Raw genomic sequence first — 25,519 nt, forward strand, 5'->3', positions numbered from 1 at the left:
ATTCCACCTTACCCTTCTGCACGCTCAAATTGTGATAAGAAACGCACATCATTTGTATAAAAATGACGAATATCGTCAACACCGTATTTCAGCATCGCAATACGTTCTACACCGATGCCAAACGCGAAGCCAGACATTTTTTTCGAATCATAGCCAGCCATTTCAAGTACATTTGGATGTACCATACCTGCTCCTAAAATTTCAATCCAGCCAGTTTTTTTACATACATTACAGCCCGTTCCGCCACACTTAAAGCATGACACATCTACTTCTACTGAAGGCTCTGTGAATGGGAAGAAGGATGGACGTAAACGAATTTCACGGTCTGCACCGAACATTTCTTTCGTTAACACATCCAATGTTCCCTTTAAATCGCTCATGCGAATATTTTCGCCAACAACGAGCCCTTCAATTTGCATAAATTGATGCGAATGTGTAGCATCATCTGAGTCACGACGGAATACTTTCCCTGGACAAATAATGCGCACTGCTGCACCTTGCTTTTCTTCCATTGTACGAGCTTGAACAGGCGATGTTTGCGTACGTAATAATATTTCCTCGGAAATGTAAAATGTATCTTGCATATCGCGTGCTGGATGGTCTTTAGGCAAGTTAAGTGCCTCGAAATTGTAATAATCTTTTTCTACTTCTGGTCCTTCCGCAATTTCATAGCCCATTGCAATAAATAAATCTTCAATTTCTTCAATAACACGCGTTAATGGATGGCGATTTCCCGCCTTAATTGTCGCACCCGGCAATGTAACATCAATCGATTCCTGCTCTAATTGCGCTTGAATCGCTTGCTCCTCTAAAATCGCTGCCTTTGCCTCCAATTCAGCCGTCACATGCTCACGCACCGTATTGACTAATGCCCCCATTTTCGGACGTTCTTCAGCAGATAGCTTGCCCATCCCTTTTAGTAAATCCGTAATCGGTCCTTTTTTTCCCAAATAGGCAACGCGCACTTCATTTAACGCTTTTAAATTGACTGCTTCTTCAATTTTCTTCAGCACTTCTTCTTTCAATTGATTCAATTGTTGTTCCATGATTTTGCCTCCTTTAAATTTTGGATGATAAATAAGCAAAATAAAAAACCTCCCCCCTAAAAAGGGACGAGGTTGAATGTTCGCGGTACCACCCTAGTTATTGCAAATGCAATCACTTCATTAAACATAACGACGAATTAAACGCCGGCTATTCTTTCCTTCAAGTACTCCTAGAATTCCCGAATAGCTGCTCGCGGGGTGAACTGTAGTATTCGATAGCATTATGCAAGCTTTCAGTCACGGCCTACACTCCCTAAAATGCCTCTTATGAACCTACTCTTCCCGGTCAGTGCATTTCCTATATATAACACGATTTATTGTACGCTATTTCTTTTTTTCTTTCAAGTCGTGGAAATACTATTCTACAAAAGCATACAATAAAATACCCGTAGCGACTGCTACGTTCAATGATTCAGCTTGTCCTAAAATTGGGATGATGATGTTTTGATTTGTTTTTGCTAAAAGTTGTGGGCTAATGCCGCTACCTTCATTTCCTACAATTAAAGCAAAGGCATTTGTTGCTTTAATTTCCTTGTAAGATACGGCATTTTCAAGTGCTGTTCCGTACACTGCAACACCCTCTGCTTGTAAATTGTTGACCCATTCTAATAACTCGCCACGCACAACCGGAATATGAAAGTGTGAGCCTTGTGCTGAGCGCAACGTTTTTGGATTAAAAGCGTCCGCACTGCCTTTTCCTAATACAACTGCATCTAATCCAGCAGCATCTGCTGTGCGAATCATCGTGCCGATATTGCCCGGGTCCTGTACTGCATCTACAAGCAATACTTTGCGCCATTCGTTCATGCCCTCAATTTTTGGCTGCTTGCAATGGGCAAATACACCTTGCGATTGCTCCGTTTCTGCTAGTTCCCTTGCAACTGCCTCATTTACTTGAACGATTACGACATCATCAATTGGCCATAACATGGGCAAATCAACATTATCCTTAACGATAATTTGGACAATTTGCCCTTTATTTTTTAATGCTTCTTCTACAAGATGGAAGCCTTCTACGATAAATTCACCTGATTTTTCACGTTCTTTACGTGTTGTCACAAGCTTTTTCCAATGCTTTACTAGAGCATTTTGCGTTGATTCAATTCGTTTCATACATACCGTCCTTTTTTCTTTTTCAATGCTTCATTTTATCATAACTTTTCTTTGAAAAGTATATTTCCATATATTTTGTCCATAGTAACAAGTATACTGATATTTTTTAAAAAAGGAGATTGAATCATGAACTTTCAAATACGACAAGCAATTGCAGCAAATGTAGCGGGACAAAATGCACAGGAATTAGGCGATATCGTAGAAGATGCCATTGAACGTGGTGAAGAGCATTTATTACCGGGGCTCGGTGTGTTTTTAGAAAAATGGTGGAACGCTGCGGATGAACAAGAGCGTCAACATTTTACACAAAAGCTTGCTACACAATTTAATTAACAGAAAAAAGCAATCCAGCGTCTCCCGGATTGCTTTTCATTTGCAAAGGACGTGCTTTTTCAGGCACATCCCTTGCCTATGTAGTGATGATGTACTCCATCTTGATTACATCCATCACAGTGTGTAGTTATTTAACGGTGGACAGCGTCTCCCACCCATCCATTAAAGGGAACTACAAAAGCATTTGATTGCGCTACCTGCTTGCAAATGCTTCTTAATATATAGACACAGTTGCGACCCGCAACTTGTAATCTACGATAACAAGGAAATTAATATCGCTTTTTGTGCATGTAAACGGTTTTCTGCCTGCTCGAAAATATAAGAATTAGGGCCATCAATAACAGATGTCGCCACTTCTTCCTCACGATGTGCTGGCAAGCAATGTAAAAACATATAATCAGGTTTGGCATGTGCAACAAGTGCATCATTAATTTGATAGCCATTAAAATCTTTTAATCGCTGCTCCGTTTCCTCTTCTTGCCCCATCGAAGTCCATACATCCGCATAAATAGCATCCGCATTTTGCACCGCTTCTACCGGGTCGGTTGTTGTCAATATAGAACCGCCGTTTGCAAGGGCAATTTGTTGTGCCTGAGCTATAATTGTCGCATTACATTCATAGCCAGCAGGCGTTGCTACAGCAACATGCATTCCTACATGAGCGGCTGCAACAACAAGTGCATGGGCAACATTATTGCCATCTCCTACATAGGCGATTTTTAAGCCCTTTAATGCGCCCTTATTTTCAGCGATTGTTTCCAGGTCTGCTAATGCCTGGCAAGGATGATCTAAATCCGTTAAGCCATTAATCACAGGAATTGTCGCGTGCTCCGCTAGCTCTTCCACCATTGCATGTGAGTTAGCACGAATCATGATACCGTCTAAGTAGCCTGATAAAACACGACCTGTATCCGAAACCGGCTCTCCTCGACCGATTTGCATATCACGTGCATTCATATACATGCCGTAGCCACCTAGCTGCTGCATACCTACCTCAAATGAAACACGCGTACGTGTAGAGCTTTTTTCAAAAATCATTCCTAATGTCTTACCTTCCAGCAAGCGAGGACACTTCCCTTGCTTTGTCACCGTTTTTAGCTGTGTTGCTAATTGAATAAGCGATTGTACTTCCTCGCTCGTATAATCAAGCAATGTCAGTAAATCTTTTCCTTTCAAACTTTCAACAGGCTTTAATTGTACCTCTTCAAGTAATTTCATATTTATACGCACCTCTGTAACTTTATGTTGTTTTCATTATACATATGCATAAATATAAAATCAAGCGTATTTTTATGTTTTATAAATAAATATTTAAAAATACACATAAATATACATACGATATTTATAAAAAGACTGAGGCATTTTTATAATAAATATAACTTTTACTTATTTCATTTTAAATTTAAAGCAAAATGCACTAAATTCAATGTTTATACCCTTTTAAAATAGTTATTATTTTAATAAAAACAAAAAAGCGTCTGAAAAGCAGTGCTTTGCATGCTTTTAGACGCTCTCTATCTATTCTGATTCCTTTATGTGGTGCTGCATCGTTTCAAACATCGCCTTTGTTTCCCCACTAGAAGACAAATGAAAAAATGCATACTTCATTATAAAAAGGCAAAAAGGTATCTGAAAAGTGGCACGTTAGGCTACTTACCAGAAACCCCTTCCATTTTTATTCAAAAATAATTTGATTTACTGTATTGCGGTCTAATTTTTTGATTACTTCAACGATTAATTTCACTGCATTTTCATAATCATCGCGGTGTAAAATGCCCGCATGTGAATGAATATAGCGTGTCGCTACACCAATCGCCAATGATGGCACGCCATTTGCCGTTATATGGATAGCTCCAGCATCTGTTCCACCACCTGGTATTGTTTCGAATTGATATGGAATATTATTTTCCTCTGCAATATCAATCACAAAGTCACGTAAACCGCTATGCGCTACCATTGATGCATCATAAATAACGATTTGTGGACCAGCACCCATTTTAGATGTTGATTCTTTTGCTGTTACGCCTGGCGTATCCCCTGCAATACCTACATCTACTGCAAAGCCAATATCTGGTTGAATTTGGTGTGTCGCAGTTTTAGCACCGCGCAAACCAACTTCCTCTTGCACGCTCCCTACTCCATAGACAGTATTCGGATGCTTCTCATCTTTCAATGCGCGTAAAACATCAATCGCAATTGCACAACCTATGCGGTTATCCCATGCTTTTGCAAGTAAATGCTTGTCGTTTTTCATAACGTGGAATTCGAAATATGGTGTAATCATATCACCAGGGCGAATTCCCCATCCCATCGCTTCCTCTTTTGAAGCAGCTCCAACATCGATAAACATATCTTTAATATCAACCGGCTTGTTGCGTACTTCAGCCGGTAAAATATGTGGTGGCTTTGAACCGATAACACCAATGATTTCTTCGCCATTGCGAGTGGTAATTGTCATTCGCTGCGCAAGCATTACTTGACCCCACCAGCCGCCAACTGTTTGGAAGCTAATAAAGCCTTTATCATCAATTTTTGTTACCATTAAGCCAATTTCATCTAAATGCCCTGAAATCATAATTTTTGGGCCTTTTTCATCGCCAATTTTTTTAGCAATTAAGCTACCTAAATTATCCGTTTCAACTGCATCAGCAAAAGGCGCTATGTATTTTTTCATCACTTCACGTGGTGCTCGCTCATTTCCTGGAATACCATTTGCATCCGTTAAATCTTTCAACATTTGCAACGTTACATCTAATTGTGTCATTATTTCGACCTCCTAAATATATTACTTCACCATTATAACTTGAAACCGCTTACGAGAAAAGAAAACTTATTTGTTATTTTCAATTTTTACTGAAATGTTTTATGACAATATGTTCTTCTGTTAATTTTTGCTTGGCCCACCTAGCAAATTGCAGCGCATGCTCTCTATCACCGTGAAGGCAAATTGTATCAGCACGCAGTGTAACCTCTGTTCCTTGCTGTGACATCACTTTCCCTGTCTTCACAAATTGTATCATTTGTTGCACTGCCTGTTCTACGTTTGTAATTAGTGCATTTGACAGTTTACGCGATGTAAGCGAGCCATCTGCCTGATATGTTCGATCCGCAAATACTTCATGCGCTGTTTGCAAACCAACCTTCTCCCCTGCGTCTGTTAATGCACTTGAAGCCAAGCCAAACAAAATAAGCTTCGGTGATACATCATAAACGGCCTGTGCAATCGCCTCAGCAAGTAGCTGATTTTGGGCAGCCATATTATATAATGCACCATGTGGCTTCACATGCTGCATTTCTGCATCCATTGTCGTTAAAAATGCTTGTAGCGCACCAATTTGATAAACAACCATATCATATGCCTCTTGAGGTGAAATTGCCATTTCCCGACGACCAAAGCCTACTAAATCCGGCAAACCCGGGTGCGCACCAATTTTTACATTATGCTTTAACGCCATTTTTACGGTTTCCCGCATCACTGTCGGGTCGCCAGCATGAAAACCGCATGCTATATTTACCGAAGTAATATATTTAAGTATTTCTTCAGTTTCTCCTAATTTATAATTACCGAAACTTTCACCTAAATCACAATTTATATCAACTTTGTAAGTCATTGATAAACCTCCATACTAATATTTTAACAGCTTTATATAAAGCAATTGTGAGAACTTTTTTCCTACTTGCATTTTTGCAGCCTGTTAACAAAAAATAAAACTATGTATAATTAATCAATAGGGTTTTATTTTAATTTCACCTATCTATTAATCAAAACTAGCTTTTAAAGGTGGCTACTCCCTTTACTATACTTCCCTTGTATCGGAGGCTTAAAATGTTCAAGCATATTACGTTTAAACCATTAAATGATTGTGCACTACTTGTTGTTTTTGGTGATAGTATCTCTATTACAACACATAAAGAAATTCAGCAATTTCATAAAATAATAGAGCAGCAACCCTTTCATGGAATGATAGAAGCTGTTCCAAGCTACACGTCAATCTGTATTTATTATGATATCGTAAAATTGGTAAATAGCCCATTACGCAAACATTCACAATCTATTTATGATTATATTGTTACATATTTGCAAAGCTTGCTGCAAAAAAACGTACAAAATTTTTTACAAGCTAACAGAATGATTGAAATTCCTGTTATTTACGGAGGGCAGTTTGGACCTGATTTAGCGTTTGTCGCTAACTATCATCAATTATCTGAGGCCGAAATTATTAAACGCCATACAGCGGAGGAATATACTGTCTATATGCTGGGCTTTGCTCCTGGCTTTGCTTTTTTGGGAGGGCTGGATGAGACGATTGCTACACCTCGAAAAGAAGTACCTCGGCTAACAATTCCAGCAGGCTCCGTCGGTATTGGCGGTCAACAAACCGGTGTCTACCCTTTTGAAACACCCGGAGGTTGGCAAATTATTGGGCGTACACCCCAGCGGCTTTTTTTACCTGAGCAATATCCACCAACTTTTTTACAGGCTGGTGACCGTGTGCGCTTTCGAGCGATTTCTGAACAAGAATGGAGGAGTTTTGTATGACGATATCTGTGCTGAAACCCGGGCTCTTTTCAACGATTCAAGATAATGGTCGCTATGCAAACCAACAATATGGTGTGATTGTGGGCGGTGCAATGGATAGGCTGTCATACCTTATTGGGCAGCTACTTTTACAACAAGAAAATGAAGCCGCGATTGAGATAACAATTGTTGGACCAACTCTTCGCTTTGATGTCGATACGGTCATCGCCATTACTGGTGCATATTTCTCACCCCTTTTAAATGGACAGCCTTGTCCAATGTGGCGTCCTATTGCAATTAAGGCAGGAAGTATATTGCAATGCGCTGCTGCTACAAATGGCGCTAGAGGTTATATCGCAATAAAGCATGGCATTCAAGTACCTGTAGTTTTAGGAAGTCGCAGTACTTATTTACGTGCCAAATTAGGTGGCTTTAATGGACGTGCTTTACAAAGAGGTGACATACTCCCAATTATAGCTAGTAAGGTCACTACCAGTAATTATTTTATTCGACATGAAGATTTTATATCATTTTCAAAGGATGTAACGATTCGTGTAACGAGCGGCACAGAGTGGGCTGGATTTACAGAGGAAAGCAAGCAAGTATTTCTATCGACATCCTTTCAATTATCAAAAGATGCCGACCGAATGGGCTATCGTTTGCAAAATCCGATAGGTCTAACCCATTCTTTACAAAAAGATTTAATATCTGAAGCAGTAACATTCGGTACAATTCAAGTCCCACCTAGTGGACAGCCAATTATTTTGATGGCCGATTGTCAAACGACAGGAGGCTACCCGAAAATTGCTCAAGTGATTCGAGCAGATTTGCCGAAGCTTGCCCAGCTTCAACCGATGGCAACGATTCGTTTTACCGTTGTTTCCCTAGAGCAAGCCCAACAAATTTATATAAAGCAACAGCAGCAATTAGCTTTAATCAATTATGCATTAGCTAATTCTCGTCCAGATTTTTTCGAGCATTGTAGTGAAGGTTAACGTCACATCATATGACAACGATTAACCAACTTGCATTGCGTCAAAATCTGTGACATCTACCGCAAATCTGGCTAACACGATATTAGTTACTCCGTCGTTATCGCTGGAAACTAGGTTTTTAGACTGAATTCCTATGATTCAGCGTGCATCTCGTCCTCCACTGTATCAGGTCGAATGATTGTATTCGTCTCGCTACCTATAGAGGTCGGAGACTTTTAATAAGAGAAATTAAAATATTTTTTAAAATTTTTTAGAAAAAATGAAACTTTTTACGCACTTCATACGTATAGGAGGAAATATGGACTAACAAGGGGGAACTCTTTATGGCTCTTCTACTTCGAGTGCTAATTTTAATTATTATTATTTACATATTTTACAAAGGGGTTCGATATCTTATTGATCCAAAGCGCAAGCTGGATGAGGCCTATGAAAATGGGCAATACTATTTTTATGATGATGTGAAAAATGTACGAAAAAATTTCTTTATTTCATATAAAGGAGCACTTTTTGAAGGCGAAAAATATTTAGGTACAACAGAGGATGCATTTGAAGTGATATCTATTTTTGTATTTGTACATGATACGATGAAACTACAGGGGCTAACGAAAAGCGATTTTTTATATTTAGAAAAGGAAATTAAAATGAGCTATCCGAAGGCAAAAATAAGCTGGAAAAATCCGATTGAAAAGTTGATGAAAGAGGAAGAAAGTATTTAAAGTTGGTACACATCTTTCTAGCTGTTGATAAGGTGAAACTTCAATCCGTGGATGCTTTTCCCCACGGATTGTTGGTTGAACCAATCGGGTTTTGCGGGCAGTTAATGCAGGATAAAAGCCAAAATGGAGTTGTCTAAAAAAGATGATTTTATATAGAAATCGCATTGAAAGGGAGATTTTTGCTTCTTCTCTTTCATTTTGGAAAAACACTGCTAAACCCTGTGTGTCTAGCATTTTCAAAGAAAACTCTCTCTATTTTATAGGAGCAAACATTTTGCCAAAACACCATCATCAGCGTCCAAAATGCCCGCTATGCACGGCTTTTTGGACGCCCCCTTTCCAGTCTTTATTTAAACAATGTAACAAGTAAATAAATTTGAATTGCGGCAAGCAATGGGAAGCCGAATGCAAATAAATTATGGCGTGTTTTATGACGGAATAAATACATACCTAACACGCCGCCAATCGCTCCTCCGAAAAGCGCGATGGTAAACAATGTTTTTTCTGCAATGCGCCACTCTTTCCTTTTTGACCTTGCTTTATCGTTGTACATTAATATGCAAAGAATGAGAGACATAACTGCTATATAAGCTAGTACAGCTATTTCTAATTGCATGTTTTCATTCACCCCACAAGAAAAAAGCTGATGGATGTTCCATCAGCCTTTATTTTATCAATTTTTATTTAGCTTGTGCTGTTTTCGCAGCTTCAGCTAATTGAGCGAATGCTGCTGCGTCATTAACAGCTAAGTCAGCTAACATTTTACGGTTAACTTCGATACCTGCTACTTTTAAACCGTGCATTAAACGGCTGTAAGAAAGACCGTTGATGCGTGCTGCTGCATTAATACGAGTAATCCATAATTTACGGAAATCACGTTTCTTTTGACGACGGTCACGGTATGCATATTGACCTGATTTCATTACTGCTTGGTTAGCTACTTTATATAGAGTATGTTTTGAACCGTAGTAACCTTTAGCTAATTTTAATACTTTTTTGCGACGTGCGCGTGTTACTGTTCCGCCTTTTACGCGTGGCATAGTAATTACCTCCTGCTAATTCTTTCGAATAGATTGTTTTAGATTTGAACCTGTTTGTTCAAGTATTATTTCATGTAAGTTAATAATGTACGGATACGTTTGAAATCACCAGATGTAACAACTTTTGCTTTACGTAGGTGACGTTTTTGCTTTGTTGATTTGTTAGCAAATAAGTGGCTACCGTAAGCACGGTCAAATTTTAATTTTCCAGTACCCGTTTTTTTGAAACGCTTTGCAGCGCCACGGTGAGTTTTCATTTTTGGCATGTCAAATTTCCTCCTAAACTAATTACTAAATATTATTGTTTTTCGTTCTTTGGTTGAAGAACTAAAAACATGCTGCGGCCATCCATCTTCGGCTTTTGTTCAACCGTTGCAATTTCGGCACAAGCTTCAGCAAAGCGATCTAACACACGTTGTCCAATTTCTTTATGTGTAATCGCACGACCTTTAAAGCGAATGCTTGCTTTTACTTTATCTCCTTTTTCAAGGAATTTCATTGCTGCACGTAGCTTTGTTTGGTAATCATGCTCATCAATTGTTGGGCTCAGACGAACCTCTTTCATATTGATGACCTTTTGATTTTTACGAATTTCGCGATCTTTCTTTTGCTGTTCGAACTTAAATTTACCATAGTCCATGATACGTGCGACTGGCGGCTTGGCTTGAGGAGCCACAAGGACAAGATCCAAGTTTACACGAGCGGCAATTTCAAGCGCCTCATTGCGTGTTTTCACACCAAGTTGGTCACCGTTATGGTCGATAAGACGAAGTTCACGCGCGCGAATGCCTTCGTTTACATACATGTCTTTGCTAATAGTAATCCACCTCCAAGTAGTGTCGCGAACAAATACATGGTTTGAGCAAGTACTCTTACCCGGTTGAACGGTACATCTTTTACGTTTATCCACAAAAAAAGGACGGACATTGTAGAAGATGTCCGCCCGCTATATGTGCATACGTAAAAATACGTAAAACAATTCAACGTGTCAAACCTGTCAACTACTAAATGTGTCGAACATCAGGTGAGAAGCGGGCAGCCTCTACTTAAACCACAAACTTGTATTTATTAACCTTACTAATAATAGCATGGAGAAAAAATTGTGTCAACAGTTTTCTAAAATCAATTATGCCTCAACTAGCTCTCGTAGGGATTTTTTTAGCTCGCCGAAAGAAGTTAAACAATACACGCTTTGTTTTAAACGATATTTACTGGCCACATCGCCTTTTTTACCTTATCAGCATCTGCTGCTAATACGGTCTTCACATTTAATCCAAACCATTCTAAGGATGCCTCTACCCCGTCAATCGAATGGATAGCCGTTAGGAATTCATTGTAATCAACTGCTCCTTCAAACAACGGAACCATCCCTTCACGAGACCCTGCTGCGGCATAAACGTTGCTTGGAGAGAAAACATCAAGCTGCGCACGCGAGGCAATATTTTTAAAATGGTAGTGTGAGATAGAAGGACGAAGTTGTTCCATTGCAACAATAGGGTTTATCCCCGATTCCCACACATGTAAAACATCAAAGTTTAGCCGTAGATTTTGGCGATTCGTTTCTTCCAATAATTGTATCGTTGAAGATAGATTATCCGCCAACGTGTTTGGATGCGTTTCAACAAGTAAATATTGTCCTTTTGATTCAAAATAATCACATAGTATTTTAAGTCTGGAAATAAGCTCCTTTCTTTCTTCTATACTTGTGTCTGCACTACCATTTTTCCCTACAAATGTGCGAATTTTATTCGTTCCCCAGTGCTCTGCAAGTGAAGAAAGCCTCTCTGTTTCAGCCATCATCTTAGAAACAGGCGCTTCCAACGGTAAATAATCACTAAGCATGCTCGTTTCTAAACTATAGGAGTTTAGCCAATCTGCACCATAACTTGGTTCATCTGCTAAGTTCTTTGCATGAATACCCCACAGTTCAATTCCTTGAAAGCCTTGTTTTTTTGCAAAATGAGCTAATTGATCAATGGAGTAAAGATGGTGTCGAAACGAGATTGTACAGATAGACAGTTTCATAACATAACCTCTTTCTTATGCTGTAATGTTGACCATGCTTGGAAGCATTCTTGTAATCCTTGCTTAATCCTGAATTCAAGAAGGTTTTGTTGTTCCAATTTCGCAAAAATATCTTTAGCTAATGACGAATTTTGCGTAATAGCAAGCTTCATTGCTCGATACTGAATCGTTGTATAACCATTCACTAAACATTCTATTTCATTACACCACATTTCAAAGCCTTGCTCATCGTAACCAAGAGCTTCCCAAAAAAATGCAAAGGCATGTTCATAGGCATACTTTCTAATCGCCAAAACAGGCAATTGCTTTAATGCAGCTGGCAGTTGCGTTATATTTTTCTGTTCTATTCCCTCCGTATACATTTTCATAATCTTGCTAACCGCCTCTGTCATTGGGTTACTATGAAGCTTCATACAAGTATTAAAATAGGCTTCAACTGTCTCTATAGTTGGCGCAATAATCGTTTCAGCGTCAAAATAATAGCCTCCCCCAACAGTGGGCTCTTGGATTGCAGCTAAAATTCTGTCCTTTGGTAAAATCCCTTCCCAACGAAAATCTGGGTCATACATAAACCATTCTGTTTTATTTTCTGTTGGTTCTAGCATCACATAATGCGGAAACGGTCGTTGATGAAATTTATTCTCTCGCTCTGGCAACATGGATAAATCTAGCATGACCATCACATGTTGATGTGGTAATTTATGTTCTAATAACTCTAACAACCTATCGATGTTTTGTTGCTTTGATTGTTCTTCGTCATACCATTTATGAAGCCTGATTCCATAAAGCATTTCATACCATGTTTGGAAAAAATGATGATCAATTCGGTCAGAATGATAGACTAGCACTCCATTTTCAAGTACATCAAAATCTGCGTCCCACACCCCAAAATAGTATGGTCTATGATCAACATCTTGCGTTTTTTTTATGACTTCACAAACACAACTTACAAAACAATGAACTTTTATCATGTTGTTTCTCCGCCTATTCTGCTTGTTGCAATTTTTCTAAAAAGCTTACTAGTGTACCTACTGTTTGAAAATCCTTTGGGACAAGCATCTCATCGGGAATAGAAATCCCGATATCTAGCTCTATATGCAGAATCAATTGAAGAACCATAATCGAATCCATATATAAATCCTCATTTAACCGCGCATCCTCATGAAAAGAAGATAATGTCTGCATCTCCAATGAATTTTCCATAATAGTATAGATGCTCTCGATTAATTGTTGTCTTGTCATACGAGTATGCCTCCAAGTTTCTTTCTACTTACTTTGCCATTAGGTAGCTTTTCAATTTCATTGACAAAGACAAACTCCATTGGAATTTGATGTGGCGCAAGAAATTTCTGACACCACTCCCTAAGCTCCATTTCCTCAATCGGCTCAATGGCTACATATTGTACACATACTCGCTCGCCTGATAGATTGTTTTGTTTCTTATATACAACGGCTTCAATAATTTTCGGATAATCCATTAACACGTTTTCAACCTCTTGCGGATAGACATTTAAGCCAGCTACATTAATCGTGTCATCCATTCTTGCAAGAAAAGAAAGCACATTATTTTCGATATAGCCTAAATCCTTTGTGTAAATTATTTGCGTAGGTGATTCAATAATAATTTCACTTGGTGATTGCTTGCTCCCCGCTGTCACCTTCAAGTGAGGCAGAGGATAGCCCATTTCCTTCGAATCTTCCACATTAGGATGAATCGCAACACAGCCTGCTTCAGAGCATCCGTACTGCTGTAATACTTGATGGGACTTCTCTCTCAATGATGTCAACCAGCTTTGCGGCATGACAGTTCCCGACGTCATCACATAATCAAATTGTTGATTAACAGGTAATAATCGACTCAATGTATAGAGTAATGCTGGCGCTGCATACAGCATATGTTTAGGGTGTTCTTTCAACTTTTTCAACATATATTTAGGATTGCTATTAGTAATAATCACTGGCATTGCGCCTCTTCTTATGCACGCCAAAACGCCACAAATGAAGCCATAAGAATGCGTAATTGGACAAGCAACAATAGAATTTGTCATAGCATCTACAGGCAACATTTCCACATAGTTTTCAACCTCTTTCACTACTGAACCCCATGTTCTTTCAATACACTTCGGTGCGCCTGTTGTACCTGAGCTCATTTGAACTAATACACCTTCTTGATTATTGACATGATTGGATAGTTCAATGACAGAATGGATTGATCGGAATAATAAAAGATGGCTCCCTGCCGTGGAAGCGAGCCGTATAGCTCCTTCCTTTGGTGTTGCTACATGGATTGGGACAAGTGAGCCGCCTTTTTCGTGAATATATAAACAAAGCGTTAAATATTGAAAAGTATCATCTGTACAAATAGCTAATCGGCGATTATGACATTCCTTTAAATGTGGTAAGCTCTCATATACCTCATATTGCCTCTCAACATCTTCCGCTGTATAAAATTGATCATTGATATAAAACATCTTTATTCCCCCCTTTTATCCGTTTGCGCAAATGCATTATTAACCATATGTCGAAAGCTGCCCTCTTCTTGATTTTGAAGTTTCTTTGTCAATAAAGATTCAACATAGATCGATGCGCTAGTATGCTGTAATTGTTCATTCCTTGAAGTTAGTGATGGAAAACGCTCCAAGTGCCTCTGTATCCCCTCCTGAACTTGATACCAGAAATGCATTTCTTTCAATCCATACTGTTCTTCTAATAAATAAGATAGCTCACTTAAATGAAAGACGAATAGCGTATCCATTATTAACTCTCGCAATGCCTCTACTGAAGACATCCAATAATAATCATCGGCGGATGCATCTTTAAAACGTTCATGAATCATTGCAAAGTCTGGTACAAGGCTTTTGTCGACAATAAATGGTTCATGATATTCAATACTGTCATGAAAATCTCTTAATACAACCCGAGTTGGCCAGCCATTTTGGTGTAATAAAATCATATTTTGCGCATGAGCCTCGATAGCAATACCATGGGCAACAAGTAAGTGCCATACAGGAATAACACTCACTTCAATCAAGCGCTCTACCCACTGCTCTGTTCCGTATCGGACAAGCCAATCTTCTATAAATGGACGTCCATCTTTCTCCATCATCATGAGCACGGTAAATGGTACAGCTTCCTCTCCATCCTCCATATACAAACGCACACTTTCCCGCCATATGGAGCCAAGCTGCCCTTCTAGTTTGCTGCTATGCTTTTTGGCATCTGGTTCAAAAATAACGCCTGCATATTCTTCCAGTACAATAAGAGAGGACTCCTCATGCAAATAAGCATCCGATTGAATGACCTGTTTCAACCATGCTGAAATATGTGGAGCAGCACAAACTGCATGTGCATGCAGTCTTCTCAACGAAGAGGTATTGACCATATTCATCGAACATTTTAATTGTGCCTTTTTAGGATTCGAACAATTCCATAATGTTCTTACTGATTGGGTTGCGCGGTAATCATCTCCTTTTATATTCAAAGGAATGCAATCTTTTTGCTCGATTAATCCAACCATCTCCGACTGCAAGTGATGCCACTGCCAAGGGTGAATAGGTAAAAAGGTATATTCCTCATATGCTCCACCTGACAATTGAAGCTTTGTAAGGAGGTCATTCCACAACACATGACCTAACTCCCTTTGCCAAAATTGCACCTCCTCTTCAAGTACTGTCATTCGTGTACAGCGCCTTCTCAACGCGACCCACTGCAAAGAAAATATCCGCTTTGCCTCAGGACCATAATTTTGATGATCATCCAATGTAAAACCCGTTCTCGACTTAAAACATGGATGATATGGATGTCCTTCCATAATTTCCGATTCTAACTCTTCATAGCTCGAGTTCCTTCTCGACATAGGCATTTGCAGATGATAGTCATTCCATTCACAAAGCTGGATTGTTAAATGAAGCTCATTCAATAATCGAATTTTGTCTTTTGGGGTCGACAATAGCTCATCTACTAAATCCTCAAGCGTCGCCTCTCGTACCAGACCATCCTTACTTACTCGCAAAAGCCGATTCCCCGTTATTCGAAGACGATTAAATACGGTTCTTCTGCCCTCACAATGATAGGTACACTTCTGTCCTATTAGGGTAAGTGCTAAAATTTCATGATTGAGACGAGTTTCTTCAAATTGAATCAGTCCCTCAAAAATCATTGCCTCCATAAGCTGCCTTCTGACACGTAACTCTCCTTGCTTAAAAGCTAAAGGCTGTAGCTGTTGCATATTCTGCCTCCTGATTCTGAAGAATAAATGGATTTGGAATTTTTGTGTAGACTGCTTGTTCAAGTTCAGCTTCTAATTCATCTACATCATGGAATCTTGTTAATAAATTTGCTTTGAATGCAAGCTTTTCTTGCTTTAGAATATTTTCAACAAATACCTTTCCAAGGCCTGTGAATTCTTCTTTTAATACGTGTAGTCGATTAATAGACCACTTTAACAAAATTTTTTCATCAATAAGCTGATCTGCTCCAAAGCGGGAAATCACAGGAAACAACTGGTTCATAAACAAGTAATAGGTGAATCTATCCTGAATAAGTGCATCTTCATAAAACAGTTCCTCTGTTTCATGCAAAGAAGGCTCTATTGTAAGTAATTCTTTTTCGTATTTTTTTGATAAGTAATATCCTTGATTATCACGATAATAATAAGTAGTTGGGTAACCTGAAGCAATGTTCAATATACTATTTTGCTGATGCGCTTCGAGAGCTATTCCGTATTCATCATATAGATTTAGTAAGGATTCGATGGCACAATCCCAATAAGCTTTAAACCAATCTAGACTTACGCTTTCTAATGAACGGAATTCTGTTTGAGAGATTTTCATAATAAGCTGATATAACCTCGATTTTTCTTTTGGTAAAGGCTCTTGTACAAGAGTAGCAATCATACAAATTCCCTCATCACGACCTTTAGGAAATAGGTTTGAACGGAAAATAATTTCAAAACCTGATTCTGTCTGATCGGGAAATTCTACGGTTATATAGGCTGGATCATCAATCATTCGAAAAGATGTATGCTTTTGTAAGAAGTCAATTTTATTCATTAAGCGAGCCATGACGATGCCAGCCTTTAACTCATGGGTTCGATTTACTCTCAACGAATTTGTTATTTTAACAGGGATTGAAAATTTGTACATCATCTCTTCATTCAAGCTATATACGGTTCTTATCGAAGAAGTTGCTGTGTAAAACGCCCCGAGTGCGCCTTCATACTTTAGCAACCCTTCCGCAAGCGCTTGTTTTACATAAGGTTGCTGTAAAAGCCATTGTGCCTGAAGTGGGTGCATTGGGATAAGACAGTGCTTCTTTGACATTACAAAATCAGGCTGTGATTTTACTATAGATTGGATAATGAGCTCACTTGCACTCTTTTCTAATACAGAGAGCTCTCTCACTATTTTGCGGTCAACCTGAAAATAATGAAGTTGAAAAGAACCTTGTAACTCTGGAGCAAAATCGATTTGTTGCCAATTCGCCATCCCTTGTCTGCTTTTAGGAGTTGGATGGAGCCAATGCCCAAATATGAGAGACTGCTCAGTTTCAATAAATGTATTGTTAACTTCAGAGGGCTTTTTATTTTCCAAGCTCTTTTCAATATAATTTGCCATCGTTTGATAGCTTTCAATTATGCGCAAAATAAGTTCATCGAAATGGGAATAAAGTTCAGTACAGCCATTCTCTTTAGACATTAAACGTAGCTCTTGAATAAGCGCAATCACTATTGTCAATTTATCTTCTACAAGCCATTGTTTTTGTTTCGCACAGTATTTCAGCGACACACCAAATCTATGTCTTCCAACAAGAGATTTGTATTCCACACTAAATGCAAAACAAATATTTTGCAGCGGTAGCTCAAGCTCTAATATATGTATCTCTGGAATTGAGATAGATAATCGCTGCACTTCTAACCACTCATCCTTTTTAACCCAATGCCCGCTACTCACTTCTCGTATATAACAATTTATAAACGCTTGAAACGTTGCATCTTCTGCAACTTGTTTGGCAATCTGCTGCATGTAATTTATCATCCCTTCACAGACTCTCATTTAATGATAACGATTATCATTATCATTAATAATTACATATTACAACAATTAAAGTAGAGGGTCAAACAATAATTGGTTTAATTAACAAAAAAAGAAACCGACATCAATATGTTAGTTTCTTTTTACATTTTTTTATATTAGCTTATGCGACAGTAACAACATTACAGCATTTTCATACTCGAATTGTCAAAGTTTGCCCACGCAATATTGTAATCTATATACCGAACCATGCGATAAGCTATTGGCTTGAATCCACATTTAGGCCAAAATGTTGAAGAAGCTAGGTTGGTAATTCGCCAATCTGTTACAATCGTTTCATAGCCTTTTTCCTGTATTATTTTATAGCTCTCATTCATCAATTTTTTGCCAACACCTTTCCCCATTTGCACATCATAGGTTCCAGCAACGCTCAATTCTATGCTGCTATCAGGTGTCATCAAATTGGAGCTAGTAGGGAAATACACTTGAAAGGCTAGTTCCTTCCTATCTTCTACAGCCAAAAGACAGATGACGTCCTCTTCTTCCAATATGCTACTATAGCCGCTTTTTATATCTACGACAGCTTCAGGTAAAACTGGCTCAAACGTAGGAGCAGCATTTTGATACGCTTGAATAATGCTAGACATTTTGCCCATCGCCTCGCTATCCATTTTAGTTGCTAAGCGCACTTCTGCATCTGCCACATTTTCAAAAGGTCGATAATCTTCTAGGCACATTACCGCATGCACTTGCTGGACAAAAAAACTTAATCGCTGGTAAGCATCGTAGTATACTTGATTACCAAGAGGTATGATTGTGTAGTGCATAAAACACCCTTGCTTTACCCATGCCTCCGAAGCTTTTGCATAGAGATTTCTTAGAAGCTCAGGCGATTGATCTGCTCGGATGGCTACTCCCTCATAGTGGACCCACACATGTCTGCCTCTAGTCGTATCATGCTTTATCTCACCGATTAAATAGCCTACTAGTTCATTATTTGTAAATGCGCCATAACCTATCATTTTATGATGAGTAAACCATTTCCCAAGTAAATTGACTATATATTGCATGTCTAAACAGCTATTTTTTAAAAACGGAAATATTTCGCTTTCAACGTTTTGCCTTTCGATAAGTAGCTTTGACATTGTAGGTATATCCTTAGCTGTAATTTGTTTAAGCTCCATATCCACGCCCCCTTTATAGCTTTACATTACAGGATAAGCCAATAAAAAAACAGCCCCTTGATAGGAGCTGCTTTAATATTATTTTTTCACTTCGTCCTTCAAGCCATTCAAGAATTCTTCAAACGAAACTGTTTCCGAATCCTTCGAACCGTAGCGACGAATGTTGACACCGCCTGCTTCAACTTCCTTATCTCCAATAACGAGCATGTACGGAATCTTTTTCATTTGTGCCTCGCGAATTTTATAGCCTAGCTTTTCTTCGCGGTCATCCATTTCTACGCGGAAGCCAGCCGCTGTTAATTGCTCTTCGATTTGCTTCGCATAATCGAAATGCGCCGCGTTTGATACAGGGATGATTTCTACTTGTACTGGCGCTAACCAAGTTGGGAATGCCCCTTTGTATTCCTCGATTAAGAATGCTACAAAGCGCTCCATTGTTGATACAACACCACGGTGGATAACAACTGGTCGCTGTGGCTGACCATCTTCACCAATATAAGTAAGGTCAAAGCGCTGTGGTAATAAGAAATCTAGCTGAGCTGTTGATAGCGTTTCTTCTTTCCCAATCGCTGTTTTCACTTGAACATCTAGTTTAGGACCGTAGAACGCTGCTTCATCATCTGCCTCGAAGTAATCTAAGCCTAACTCATCCATTGTTTCTTTCAGCATCGCTTGTGCAGTTTCCCACATTTCATCATCATCGAAATATTTCTCTTTATTATTCGGGTCACGATATGATAGGCGGAATGAATAATCATTAATATCGAAATCTTTATAAACTTCTAAAATTAATTCCACCACTTTTTTGAATTCTGCTTTAATTTGGTCTGGGCGAACGAAAATATGGGCGTCGTTTAAAGTCATCCCGCGTACACGTTGTAAGCCAGACACTGCTCCACTCATTTCATAGCGGTGCATTGTACCAAGCTCCGCAATACGGATTGGTAAATGGCGGTATGAGTGCAAACCATTTTTAAATACCATCATATGGTGCGGGCAGTTCATTGGACGTAAAACCAATGTTTCATTATCCATTTCCATCGGCGGGAACATGCCATCTTGATAGTGACCCCAGTGACCTGAAGTTTCATATAACTTTTTCGAGCCAAGCACTGGCGTATACACATGCTTATAGCCTAATGCAATTTCTTTATCAACAATATAACGCTCAATTGTACGGCGAATTGTTGCACCGTTTGGTAACCATAATGGCAAGCCTTGCCCTACAGTTTGAGATGTCATAAATAAATCTAATTCTTTTCCGATTTTACGGTGGTCACGCTCTTTTGCCTCTTCAAGCATTTGGATATGATGCTTTAACTCGTCCTTTGTAAAGAAAGCTGTACCGTAAATACGCTGTAGCATTTTATTGTCTGAGTTACCGCGCCAGTAAGCACCAGCAAGTGACAATAGCTTGAATTCTTTCAATTTACCTGTTGAGGGTACATGAATACCACGGCATAAATCAAAGAAATCGCCTTGATAATAAATTGATACTTGTTCATTAGCTGGAATAGCTTCAAGTAGCTCTAGCTTATATTCGTCGCCAACTTCCTCGTATATTTTTTGCGCTTCGTCACGCGATACATTTTTGCGCTCAATTTCGATATTTTCAGCAATAATTTTTTTCATTTCTTTTTCAATTGCAGGTAAATCTTCCGCAGTAATCGGCGTTGGTGCATCAATATCGTAATAGAAGCCTGATTCGATTACAGGACCAATGCCTAGCTTCGCATCTGGGAATAGACGCTTTACCGCTTGTGCAGTTAAGTGTGCTGTAGAATGACGTAAAATTTCTAACGCCTCTGGTGAATCTGGTGTAATAATTTCGATTGCTGCATCCGCTTCAATCGGTGTTTTTAAGTCGATTAATTGACCGTCAATTTTACCAGCTAACGCTTTTTTGCGAAGCCCCGGACTAATTGATTGGGCAATCTCTTCTGTCGATGTACCTACTGCAAACTCCTTGACAGCGCCATCTGGGAAAGTTAATTTCATCATTTCTGACATCGTGATGTCCTCCTTTAGTTTTTTTGAGCACAAAAAAGCGCCATCCCAATAAAGGGACGACGCGTATGCTCGTGGTTCCACCCTTCTTCCTTCCGAGAATATTCTCGAACGAAGCTCTAGGTCAGTTAACGTACTGATCAACGTTGACGGATTATCCCCGCCACTGCTCCAAGGTAGTAAAGTATGTGCCGTTCTTAGGAAGCTTCCAGCCAAGGCCTCCCTCTCTATAAGTCGCTACACAAACCTCGTATCCTTTTCACTGCTTTACATTATTATGAGCAAAGTATACGCTGAATCGACAGAAAATGCAACTGCTAACGGCGTAAATTTTCTCCTTCTACTTTCATGGACATTGTTGTCGCTTTAATGCGCTCCATTATGCGGCGAGCCTTTACTTCCTCAATTTCTCCGCGCTGGGAACGAGCTAAATGATGCTCCAATTCCTCATAATTAAAATTCGAGGAAATAAACGTCGGTAGCTGCTCGCTCATGCGATAATGCAAAATCGTCCCTAAAATTTCATCGCGTGCCCATTGTGAAATTGCCTCCGCCCCTAAATCATCCAGCATTAAAACAGGTGCTTTTTTGACAAAATCGACCTTGCTTTCTAGTGTATGGTCAGCCATTGCTGCCTTAAGCTCACGCAAAAATTCTGGTACATAGACGATAACTGACTTCACTTTGACCTTCGCTAACTCATTGGCAGTTGCACCTAAAATAAACGATTTGCCAACGCCGAATTCTCCGTATAAATATAAACCTTTATGCGGCAGCTCGCCCGTTTCTCGATATTCCTGAATAAACGCCATAATTTGCTGAGCAATATCAAGGCGCGACCTGTTGCCAGCGATTGTAATATCTTCGAATGTCGCCTGTAACACCTCTTTTGGCATATGCATGGACGATACCATTGAGGCAATTTCTCGACGCTCATCCTCAATAATTTTTTGCTCACAGCGCTCATACGTAATATCGATGCGTCCATTCGTTATTAGCAGCTTTGGAATAAATCCCTGTAAATAGTTAGTACATTGCGCTGTCGTACCACATTTACAGCAATCCGTTGATTGGCTAATATATTCATTAAGCTTTAGCAAGCTGTGCTCAATCATTTGCTCATTGATTTGCTCTTCATTTTGCTTCATAAATTGCTGGATTTTCTCATGCTGCAAAATTGACTTGCGCATCGCCTCATAGCGCTCTTGAAAAGATGGGACGTTGACAACACGCTTTAATGATTCCTTAATCGGTTCTATCGCTCTTCACCTTCCCATCATAATTGCGAAATTGCTGCAATAGTTTGTTGTATTCTGCATCTATATCTACTACCTCTGCTGGTGCTTCCTTGACAAGCTCCTCCTTTGGTTTGTTAAACCATTCAGGAACAACCTCGACTTTCTTTCCTTTGCTTGCTAGTGCCTTTTGTTCAGCACCCTTCACATAGCTTCGTGCTTGCTCAACTGTTTGGATTTGCTGTCTGCGCCATGAATCCGCCACACTGTTAATATATTTCTCTGGTAATGCACCATCTGTTTTAGCCAATACATATTCCAATAAGAAGTTTACAACAGCAGGTACCATACCATACAATGTAATTAAATTTTCCGCCGCTTTGACGGTATATGGAAATGGCTCCTGTCCGTTGTTTAGCTGCTTAATAAACTCGTACGGCGTCTGTTTTTCATATTTTTCTTCTGCCACCTCAAAAACATAATTGGTTGGATAAAATTGCATTAAATTATCCTGTGTAATTGTTGCTGTGACTACTTTATGGTTTTGCTGTTGGAAATAGCCGAGAGCATCTTTCGCTAGCATAATATTTTGCATCTGTGCGTTCGCCGCAAGTGCATCTACATATTTTTTATTAATGCGTCCTACTTGCGTAATAACATATTCAAACATCGCATTCACCACACCTACCGTCATGCCAGACAAAACATAATTCTCTGCCATTTCAACGACATAGGGGAGCGGCTCCTCACCGTTTTTCAATGCCTTTAAAAACTCATACGGTATCGTTTCATCATAGCGTGGCAGCCAGCTCGTTAAATCTTGCTGCTTTGCTTTAAAGGCAAGTGGTGTATCCATCGTTACTTTATATTTCGTTACTGGTTGTTGCTCTTGCTCAACTAAGTGAATCGCATCTGCAGCACATTTTAATTGATGCGCCATCCAATTACTCGCAATCGCTTGAATATAGTTTTTCGTCAGCTTACCATTCGTCTCACGCATCGCATATTCCATTAAATAATTCACGACACCAATCGGCATTTTTTGCGTTAATACAAGCTGCTCAGCCAATTCCACAATAAAGCGAACAGGCTCCTTGCCATGATAAAGCTGCTTTAAAAATTCATATGGCGTTGTACGGTCATAGATAAGTGCCTGTGGAGAGGCTGCAAATTCGCCTAGCGAATCTTGCCCAATTTGATAGACAGCTTTCCCGCGCTGCGCTAAAAATCGCTTTGCCTGCTCCGCCGTTTGAATATTTTGCTGCTGCATTTCAGCAGCAACTGATTCGACAAATTTTTCAGGCAACTTGCCATTTGCCTGCTTCCATACATGCTCTACAATTACATTCGTTACACCTTGTGCAATACCATAAACGGTCATTAAACTTTCGGCCGTTTTCAGCTGATTTTTAAATGGTTCCTTGCCCTTTGTTAATATTTTCAAAAATTCATATGGTGTTGAAAGTTCATAATCCTTCATCGCATCCGGAACTTCGGCAGAAGTAAGATGCGTTGTTTTTTGGATTGTCGGCACAACTTTCCCGCTACGCTTATCGTGCTCCTGCTTTGAAATTCGCATCGCATCCTCGGCATTTTTTGCCCCACTTCTCACCCAAGTGTCGATAATGCTTTGCATTAAATTAACATTATAATCTAATCGACCATCGGACATTGCGATATATTGAATTAATGTATTAATCACACCATAGGAAATACCTCTATTTAAAAAATCATTAAAAAGGCGAACCGTTACATCTGTAGGTGAAACACCGTGCAAGTCCTCGTAAACTTCAATAGGGGATGTCTTATTCAAATAATGAATATGCTCCTCCCTGCTATTCTTTTCCTCTTGAGGCTTCTGTTTGTCCGTAATTTCATAACGCTTTAGCAGCCTATAATCATTTTGATGATGGTCACTTAGCTGATAATGGTCTGCTGCCTTTTTTTCAATTGTGGCTGCCGTTAAAGTTTGTTCATCCGTTAAAGATTGCATAACGATGCTTTGCATGTCTAAAGGTGAAAACTTATAAAGGAATGCTACCTTAGCAATTGTTTGCTTAATTTCGATCGTAAACAGCCGATGCGGAATAAGGGCTTGACTAATGCCATCGAAAAATAATTTAAAATCAAACGAGTTATAGTCAAAAGTGTAGCCACTTGTCGATATTTGGCTCCTTTGCTCTGAATATAGCTGCTCAATATTTTGCAACTCTTTTTCTGTCACATTTAAAAATACATCATTAAAGCCGCGCGTTACCTCTGTATAGCCGTATAACTTTTGCTCCTTTGGCACAAGAGTATCACGCAAATGCTCAAATGCTTTTTTGTCTATTTTCCTCATTAGGGAGATGGACAAAATAGGGTCAGCAAAAAAGGATTTTGCATTTAACGGCCTGTTTAAACGATAAATATAGTGCGCTTGGTCATCTTCTACTTTACAAAAGGTTTGAAGTAAACCAATCGCTTCTAGCGTAATCCTTGCTTGAAATAGGCGTTTAATCGAAAAATCTAAGCTATCAAGCAAGTAGTGATGATGAAAAGTTAGATGCTCATTCGATGCTTCCACGGATAATTTTAAATATAAAGCAATCGCCTCGACACCGATAATCGGCTGATAACAAGCAAGCAAAATCTTTTGATTCACGTCATTAAATTCGTGAGGGCATTGAACTTCACAAATATCATACGGATGTAATTGATTCATAAAGGTCATATTAACCCTCCTTACATAGCATTACTTCACTTTTCTTGGTTATTTTGCAGTTGCTTTAATTCTTGAATAAATGCATCAATATCGCAGAATCTGCGATAAACAGACGCAAAACGCACATATGCGACTTCATCAAGCTTCATTAAACGGTCCATAACCATTTCTCCTACATCCTCAGAACGAACTTCTGATGGACCTAGGCGACGCAAATCTTTTTCAATTGCAATGACAAGCTCCTCTAGTTCTTCCACTGATACAGGGCGCTTTTCACATGCTCGTATTAAGCCACGCAAAACTTTTTCACGGTTAAACTCCTCACGTGCCCCTTCTTTTTTCACGACAACGAGTGGTGTTTCCTCCATTTTTTCAAACGTTGTAAAACGAAACGAGCACTTTTCACATTCACGTCTTCTTCTTATTTCTTTATTATCATCTACAGGTCTTGAATCAACAACACGTGTATCTTTATATTGACAAGCTGGACATCTCATACAAATTTCTCCTGATTCATTCGATTTACTACTTATTTTATTATATCAAAAGTAGCACGTGCAAAATAGCGAC

General features: G+C 39.2%; 24 protein-coding genes and 2 other annotated features. Of the genes, 4 read left to right on the forward strand and 20 right to left on the reverse strand.

The window, feature by feature from the left end; translation table 11 throughout:
- Positions 1-8: 8 nt before the first annotated feature.
- Together pheS and C9J36_RS09640 are read right to left on the reverse strand one after the other, a co-directional pair.
- On the reverse strand, positions 9-1,046 hold the full coding sequence (gene pheS, locus C9J36_RS09630; RefSeq protein WP_066162192.1) for a phenylalanine--tRNA ligase subunit alpha: 1,038 nt from the start codon (positions 1,044-1,046) through the stop codon (positions 9-11).
- 59 nt (positions 1,047-1,105) lie between these two features.
- Positions 1,106-1,345: a binding site (T-box leader), on the reverse strand.
- Positions 1,346-1,403: 58 nt separating this feature from the next.
- Positions 1,404-2,159: a TrmH family RNA methyltransferase gene (locus tag C9J36_RS09640; protein ID WP_107942943.1), complete on the reverse strand. Its 756-nt coding sequence runs from the start codon at positions 2,157-2,159 to the stop codon at positions 1,404-1,406.
- A gap of 126 nt (positions 2,160-2,285) precedes the next feature.
- On the opposite strand from C9J36_RS09640, the gene sspI reads away from it, so the two are divergent.
- Positions 2,286-2,492 carry a small acid-soluble spore protein SspI gene (sspI, locus tag C9J36_RS09645; RefSeq protein ID WP_066162184.1) on the forward strand — a complete coding sequence of 69 codons (207 nt, stop codon included), beginning with the start codon at positions 2,286-2,288 and terminating at the stop codon, positions 2,490-2,492.
- A 252-nt stretch (positions 2,493-2,744) separates the two neighbouring features.
- On the opposite strand, the gene argF is transcribed toward sspI, so the two are convergent.
- The 3 genes from argF to C9J36_RS09660 all read right to left on the reverse strand — a co-directional run bounded on the left by argF (position 2,745) and on the right by C9J36_RS09660 (position 6,103).
- Positions 2,745-3,710, reverse strand: coding sequence for an ornithine carbamoyltransferase (gene argF, locus C9J36_RS09650; RefSeq protein WP_107942944.1), 966 nt, complete (start codon positions 3,708-3,710; stop codon positions 2,745-2,747).
- A 457-nt stretch (positions 3,711-4,167) separates the two neighbouring features.
- The gene (locus C9J36_RS09655; protein ID WP_107942945.1) at positions 4,168-5,256 is read right to left on the reverse strand and encodes a M42 family metallopeptidase; all 1,089 of its coding nucleotides are present in this window, start codon (positions 5,254-5,256) and stop codon (positions 4,168-4,170) included.
- Positions 5,257-5,335: 79 nt separating this feature from the next.
- On the reverse strand, positions 5,336-6,103 hold the full coding sequence (locus C9J36_RS09660; protein ID WP_107942946.1) for a LamB/YcsF family protein: 768 nt from the start codon (positions 6,101-6,103) through the stop codon (positions 5,336-5,338).
- Between the two features lie 215 nt (positions 6,104-6,318).
- On the opposite strand from C9J36_RS09660, the gene pxpB reads away from it, so the two are divergent.
- The 3 genes from pxpB (at position 6,319) to C9J36_RS09675 (ending at position 8,722) form a co-directional block, all read left to right on the forward strand.
- Positions 6,319-7,032, forward strand: a complete 714-nt coding sequence (gene pxpB / locus C9J36_RS09665) for a 5-oxoprolinase subunit PxpB (RefSeq protein ID WP_066162171.1) — start codon at positions 6,319-6,321, stop codon at positions 7,030-7,032.
- Positions 7,029-8,006 carry a 5-oxoprolinase subunit C family protein gene (locus C9J36_RS09670; protein WP_107942947.1) on the forward strand — a complete coding sequence of 326 codons (978 nt, stop codon included), beginning with the start codon at positions 7,029-7,031 and terminating at the stop codon, positions 8,004-8,006. Before pxpB ends, C9J36_RS09670 begins: the two co-directional genes overlap by 4 nt.
- A 323-nt stretch (positions 8,007-8,329) precedes the next feature.
- On the forward strand, positions 8,330-8,722 hold the full coding sequence (locus C9J36_RS09675; RefSeq protein ID WP_066162165.1) for a sigma-w pathway protein ysdB: 393 nt from the start codon (positions 8,330-8,332) through the stop codon (positions 8,720-8,722).
- A 346-nt stretch (positions 8,723-9,068) separates the two neighbouring features.
- On the opposite strand, the gene C9J36_RS09680 is transcribed toward C9J36_RS09675, so the two are convergent.
- From C9J36_RS09680 to nrdR, 15 genes are all read right to left on the reverse strand, one after another.
- Entirely contained in the window at positions 9,069-9,338 is a 270-nt protein-coding gene (locus C9J36_RS09680; RefSeq protein ID WP_066162164.1) for a DUF1294 domain-containing protein, read from the reverse strand.
- Between the two features lie 64 nt (positions 9,339-9,402).
- Positions 9,403-9,762, reverse strand: a complete 360-nt coding sequence (rplT, locus tag C9J36_RS09685) for a 50S ribosomal protein L20 (protein WP_066162159.1) — start codon at positions 9,760-9,762, stop codon at positions 9,403-9,405.
- A 65-nt stretch (positions 9,763-9,827) separates the two neighbouring features.
- A complete protein-coding gene (gene rpmI, locus C9J36_RS09690) occupies positions 9,828-10,028 on the reverse strand; it encodes a 50S ribosomal protein L35 (protein WP_066162156.1) in 201 nt (66 codons plus the stop codon).
- A gap of 32 nt (positions 10,029-10,060) precedes the next feature.
- Positions 10,061-10,567 (reverse strand): translation initiation factor IF-3, encoded by a 507-nt coding sequence (gene infC, locus C9J36_RS09695; protein ID WP_042474768.1) that lies wholly within the window; start codon positions 10,565-10,567, stop codon positions 10,061-10,063.
- 100 nt (positions 10,568-10,667) lie between these two features.
- Positions 10,668-10,816: a sequence feature (ribosomal protein L20 leader region), on the reverse strand.
- A gap of 143 nt (positions 10,817-10,959) precedes the next feature.
- On the reverse strand, positions 10,960-11,787 hold the full coding sequence (locus tag C9J36_RS09700; protein WP_107942948.1) for a sugar phosphate isomerase/epimerase family protein: 828 nt from the start codon (positions 11,785-11,787) through the stop codon (positions 10,960-10,962).
- Complete coding sequence (locus C9J36_RS09705) at positions 11,784-12,758, reverse strand: DUF6005 family protein (RefSeq protein WP_107942949.1); 975 nt, start codon at positions 12,756-12,758, stop codon at positions 11,784-11,786. Before C9J36_RS09705 ends, C9J36_RS09700 begins: the two co-directional genes overlap by 4 nt.
- Positions 12,759-12,771: 13 nt before the next feature.
- Positions 12,772-13,029, reverse strand: coding sequence for a petrobactin biosynthesis protein AsbD (gene asbD / locus C9J36_RS09710; RefSeq protein WP_066162148.1), 258 nt, complete (start codon positions 13,027-13,029; stop codon positions 12,772-12,774).
- A complete protein-coding gene (locus C9J36_RS09715) occupies positions 13,026-14,258 on the reverse strand; it encodes an AMP-binding protein (RefSeq protein ID WP_107942950.1) in 1,233 nt (410 codons plus the stop codon). Before C9J36_RS09715 ends, asbD begins: the two co-directional genes overlap by 4 nt.
- Positions 14,259-14,260: 2 nt before the next feature.
- Positions 14,261-16,015, reverse strand: coding sequence for an IucA/IucC family protein (locus C9J36_RS09720; RefSeq protein WP_107942951.1), 1,755 nt, complete (start codon positions 16,013-16,015; stop codon positions 14,261-14,263).
- Positions 15,987-17,810, reverse strand: a complete 1,824-nt coding sequence (locus C9J36_RS09725) for an IucA/IucC family protein (protein ID WP_107942952.1) — start codon at positions 17,808-17,810, stop codon at positions 15,987-15,989. The genes C9J36_RS09720 and C9J36_RS09725 overlap by 29 nt, the downstream gene beginning before the upstream one ends.
- A 191-nt stretch (positions 17,811-18,001) precedes the next feature.
- Positions 18,002-19,003, reverse strand: a complete 1,002-nt coding sequence (locus tag C9J36_RS09730) for a GNAT family N-acetyltransferase (RefSeq protein ID WP_107942953.1) — start codon at positions 19,001-19,003, stop codon at positions 18,002-18,004.
- 78 nt (positions 19,004-19,081) lie between these two features.
- Complete coding sequence (gene thrS, locus C9J36_RS09735; protein WP_107942954.1) at positions 19,082-21,013, reverse strand: threonine--tRNA ligase; 1,932 nt, start codon at positions 21,011-21,013, stop codon at positions 19,082-19,084.
- A gap of 314 nt (positions 21,014-21,327) precedes the next feature.
- Positions 21,328-22,269: a primosomal protein DnaI gene (dnaI, locus tag C9J36_RS09740; RefSeq protein ID WP_107942955.1), complete on the reverse strand. Its 942-nt coding sequence runs from the start codon at positions 22,267-22,269 to the stop codon at positions 21,328-21,330.
- On the reverse strand, positions 22,256-24,958 hold the full coding sequence (locus tag C9J36_RS09745) for a DnaD domain protein (RefSeq protein ID WP_107942956.1): 2,703 nt from the start codon (positions 24,956-24,958) through the stop codon (positions 22,256-22,258). Before C9J36_RS09745 ends, dnaI begins: the two co-directional genes overlap by 14 nt.
- 26 nt (positions 24,959-24,984) lie before the next feature.
- Positions 24,985-25,446, reverse strand: a complete 462-nt coding sequence (gene nrdR / locus C9J36_RS09750) for a transcriptional regulator NrdR (protein WP_107942957.1) — start codon at positions 25,444-25,446, stop codon at positions 24,985-24,987.
- Positions 25,447-25,519 lie beyond the last annotated feature (73 nt).

The organism is Metasolibacillus fluoroglycofenilyticus, from assembly GCF_003049645.1.
GTDB lineage: Bacteria > Bacillota > Bacilli > Bacillales_A > Planococcaceae > Metasolibacillus > Metasolibacillus fluoroglycofenilyticus.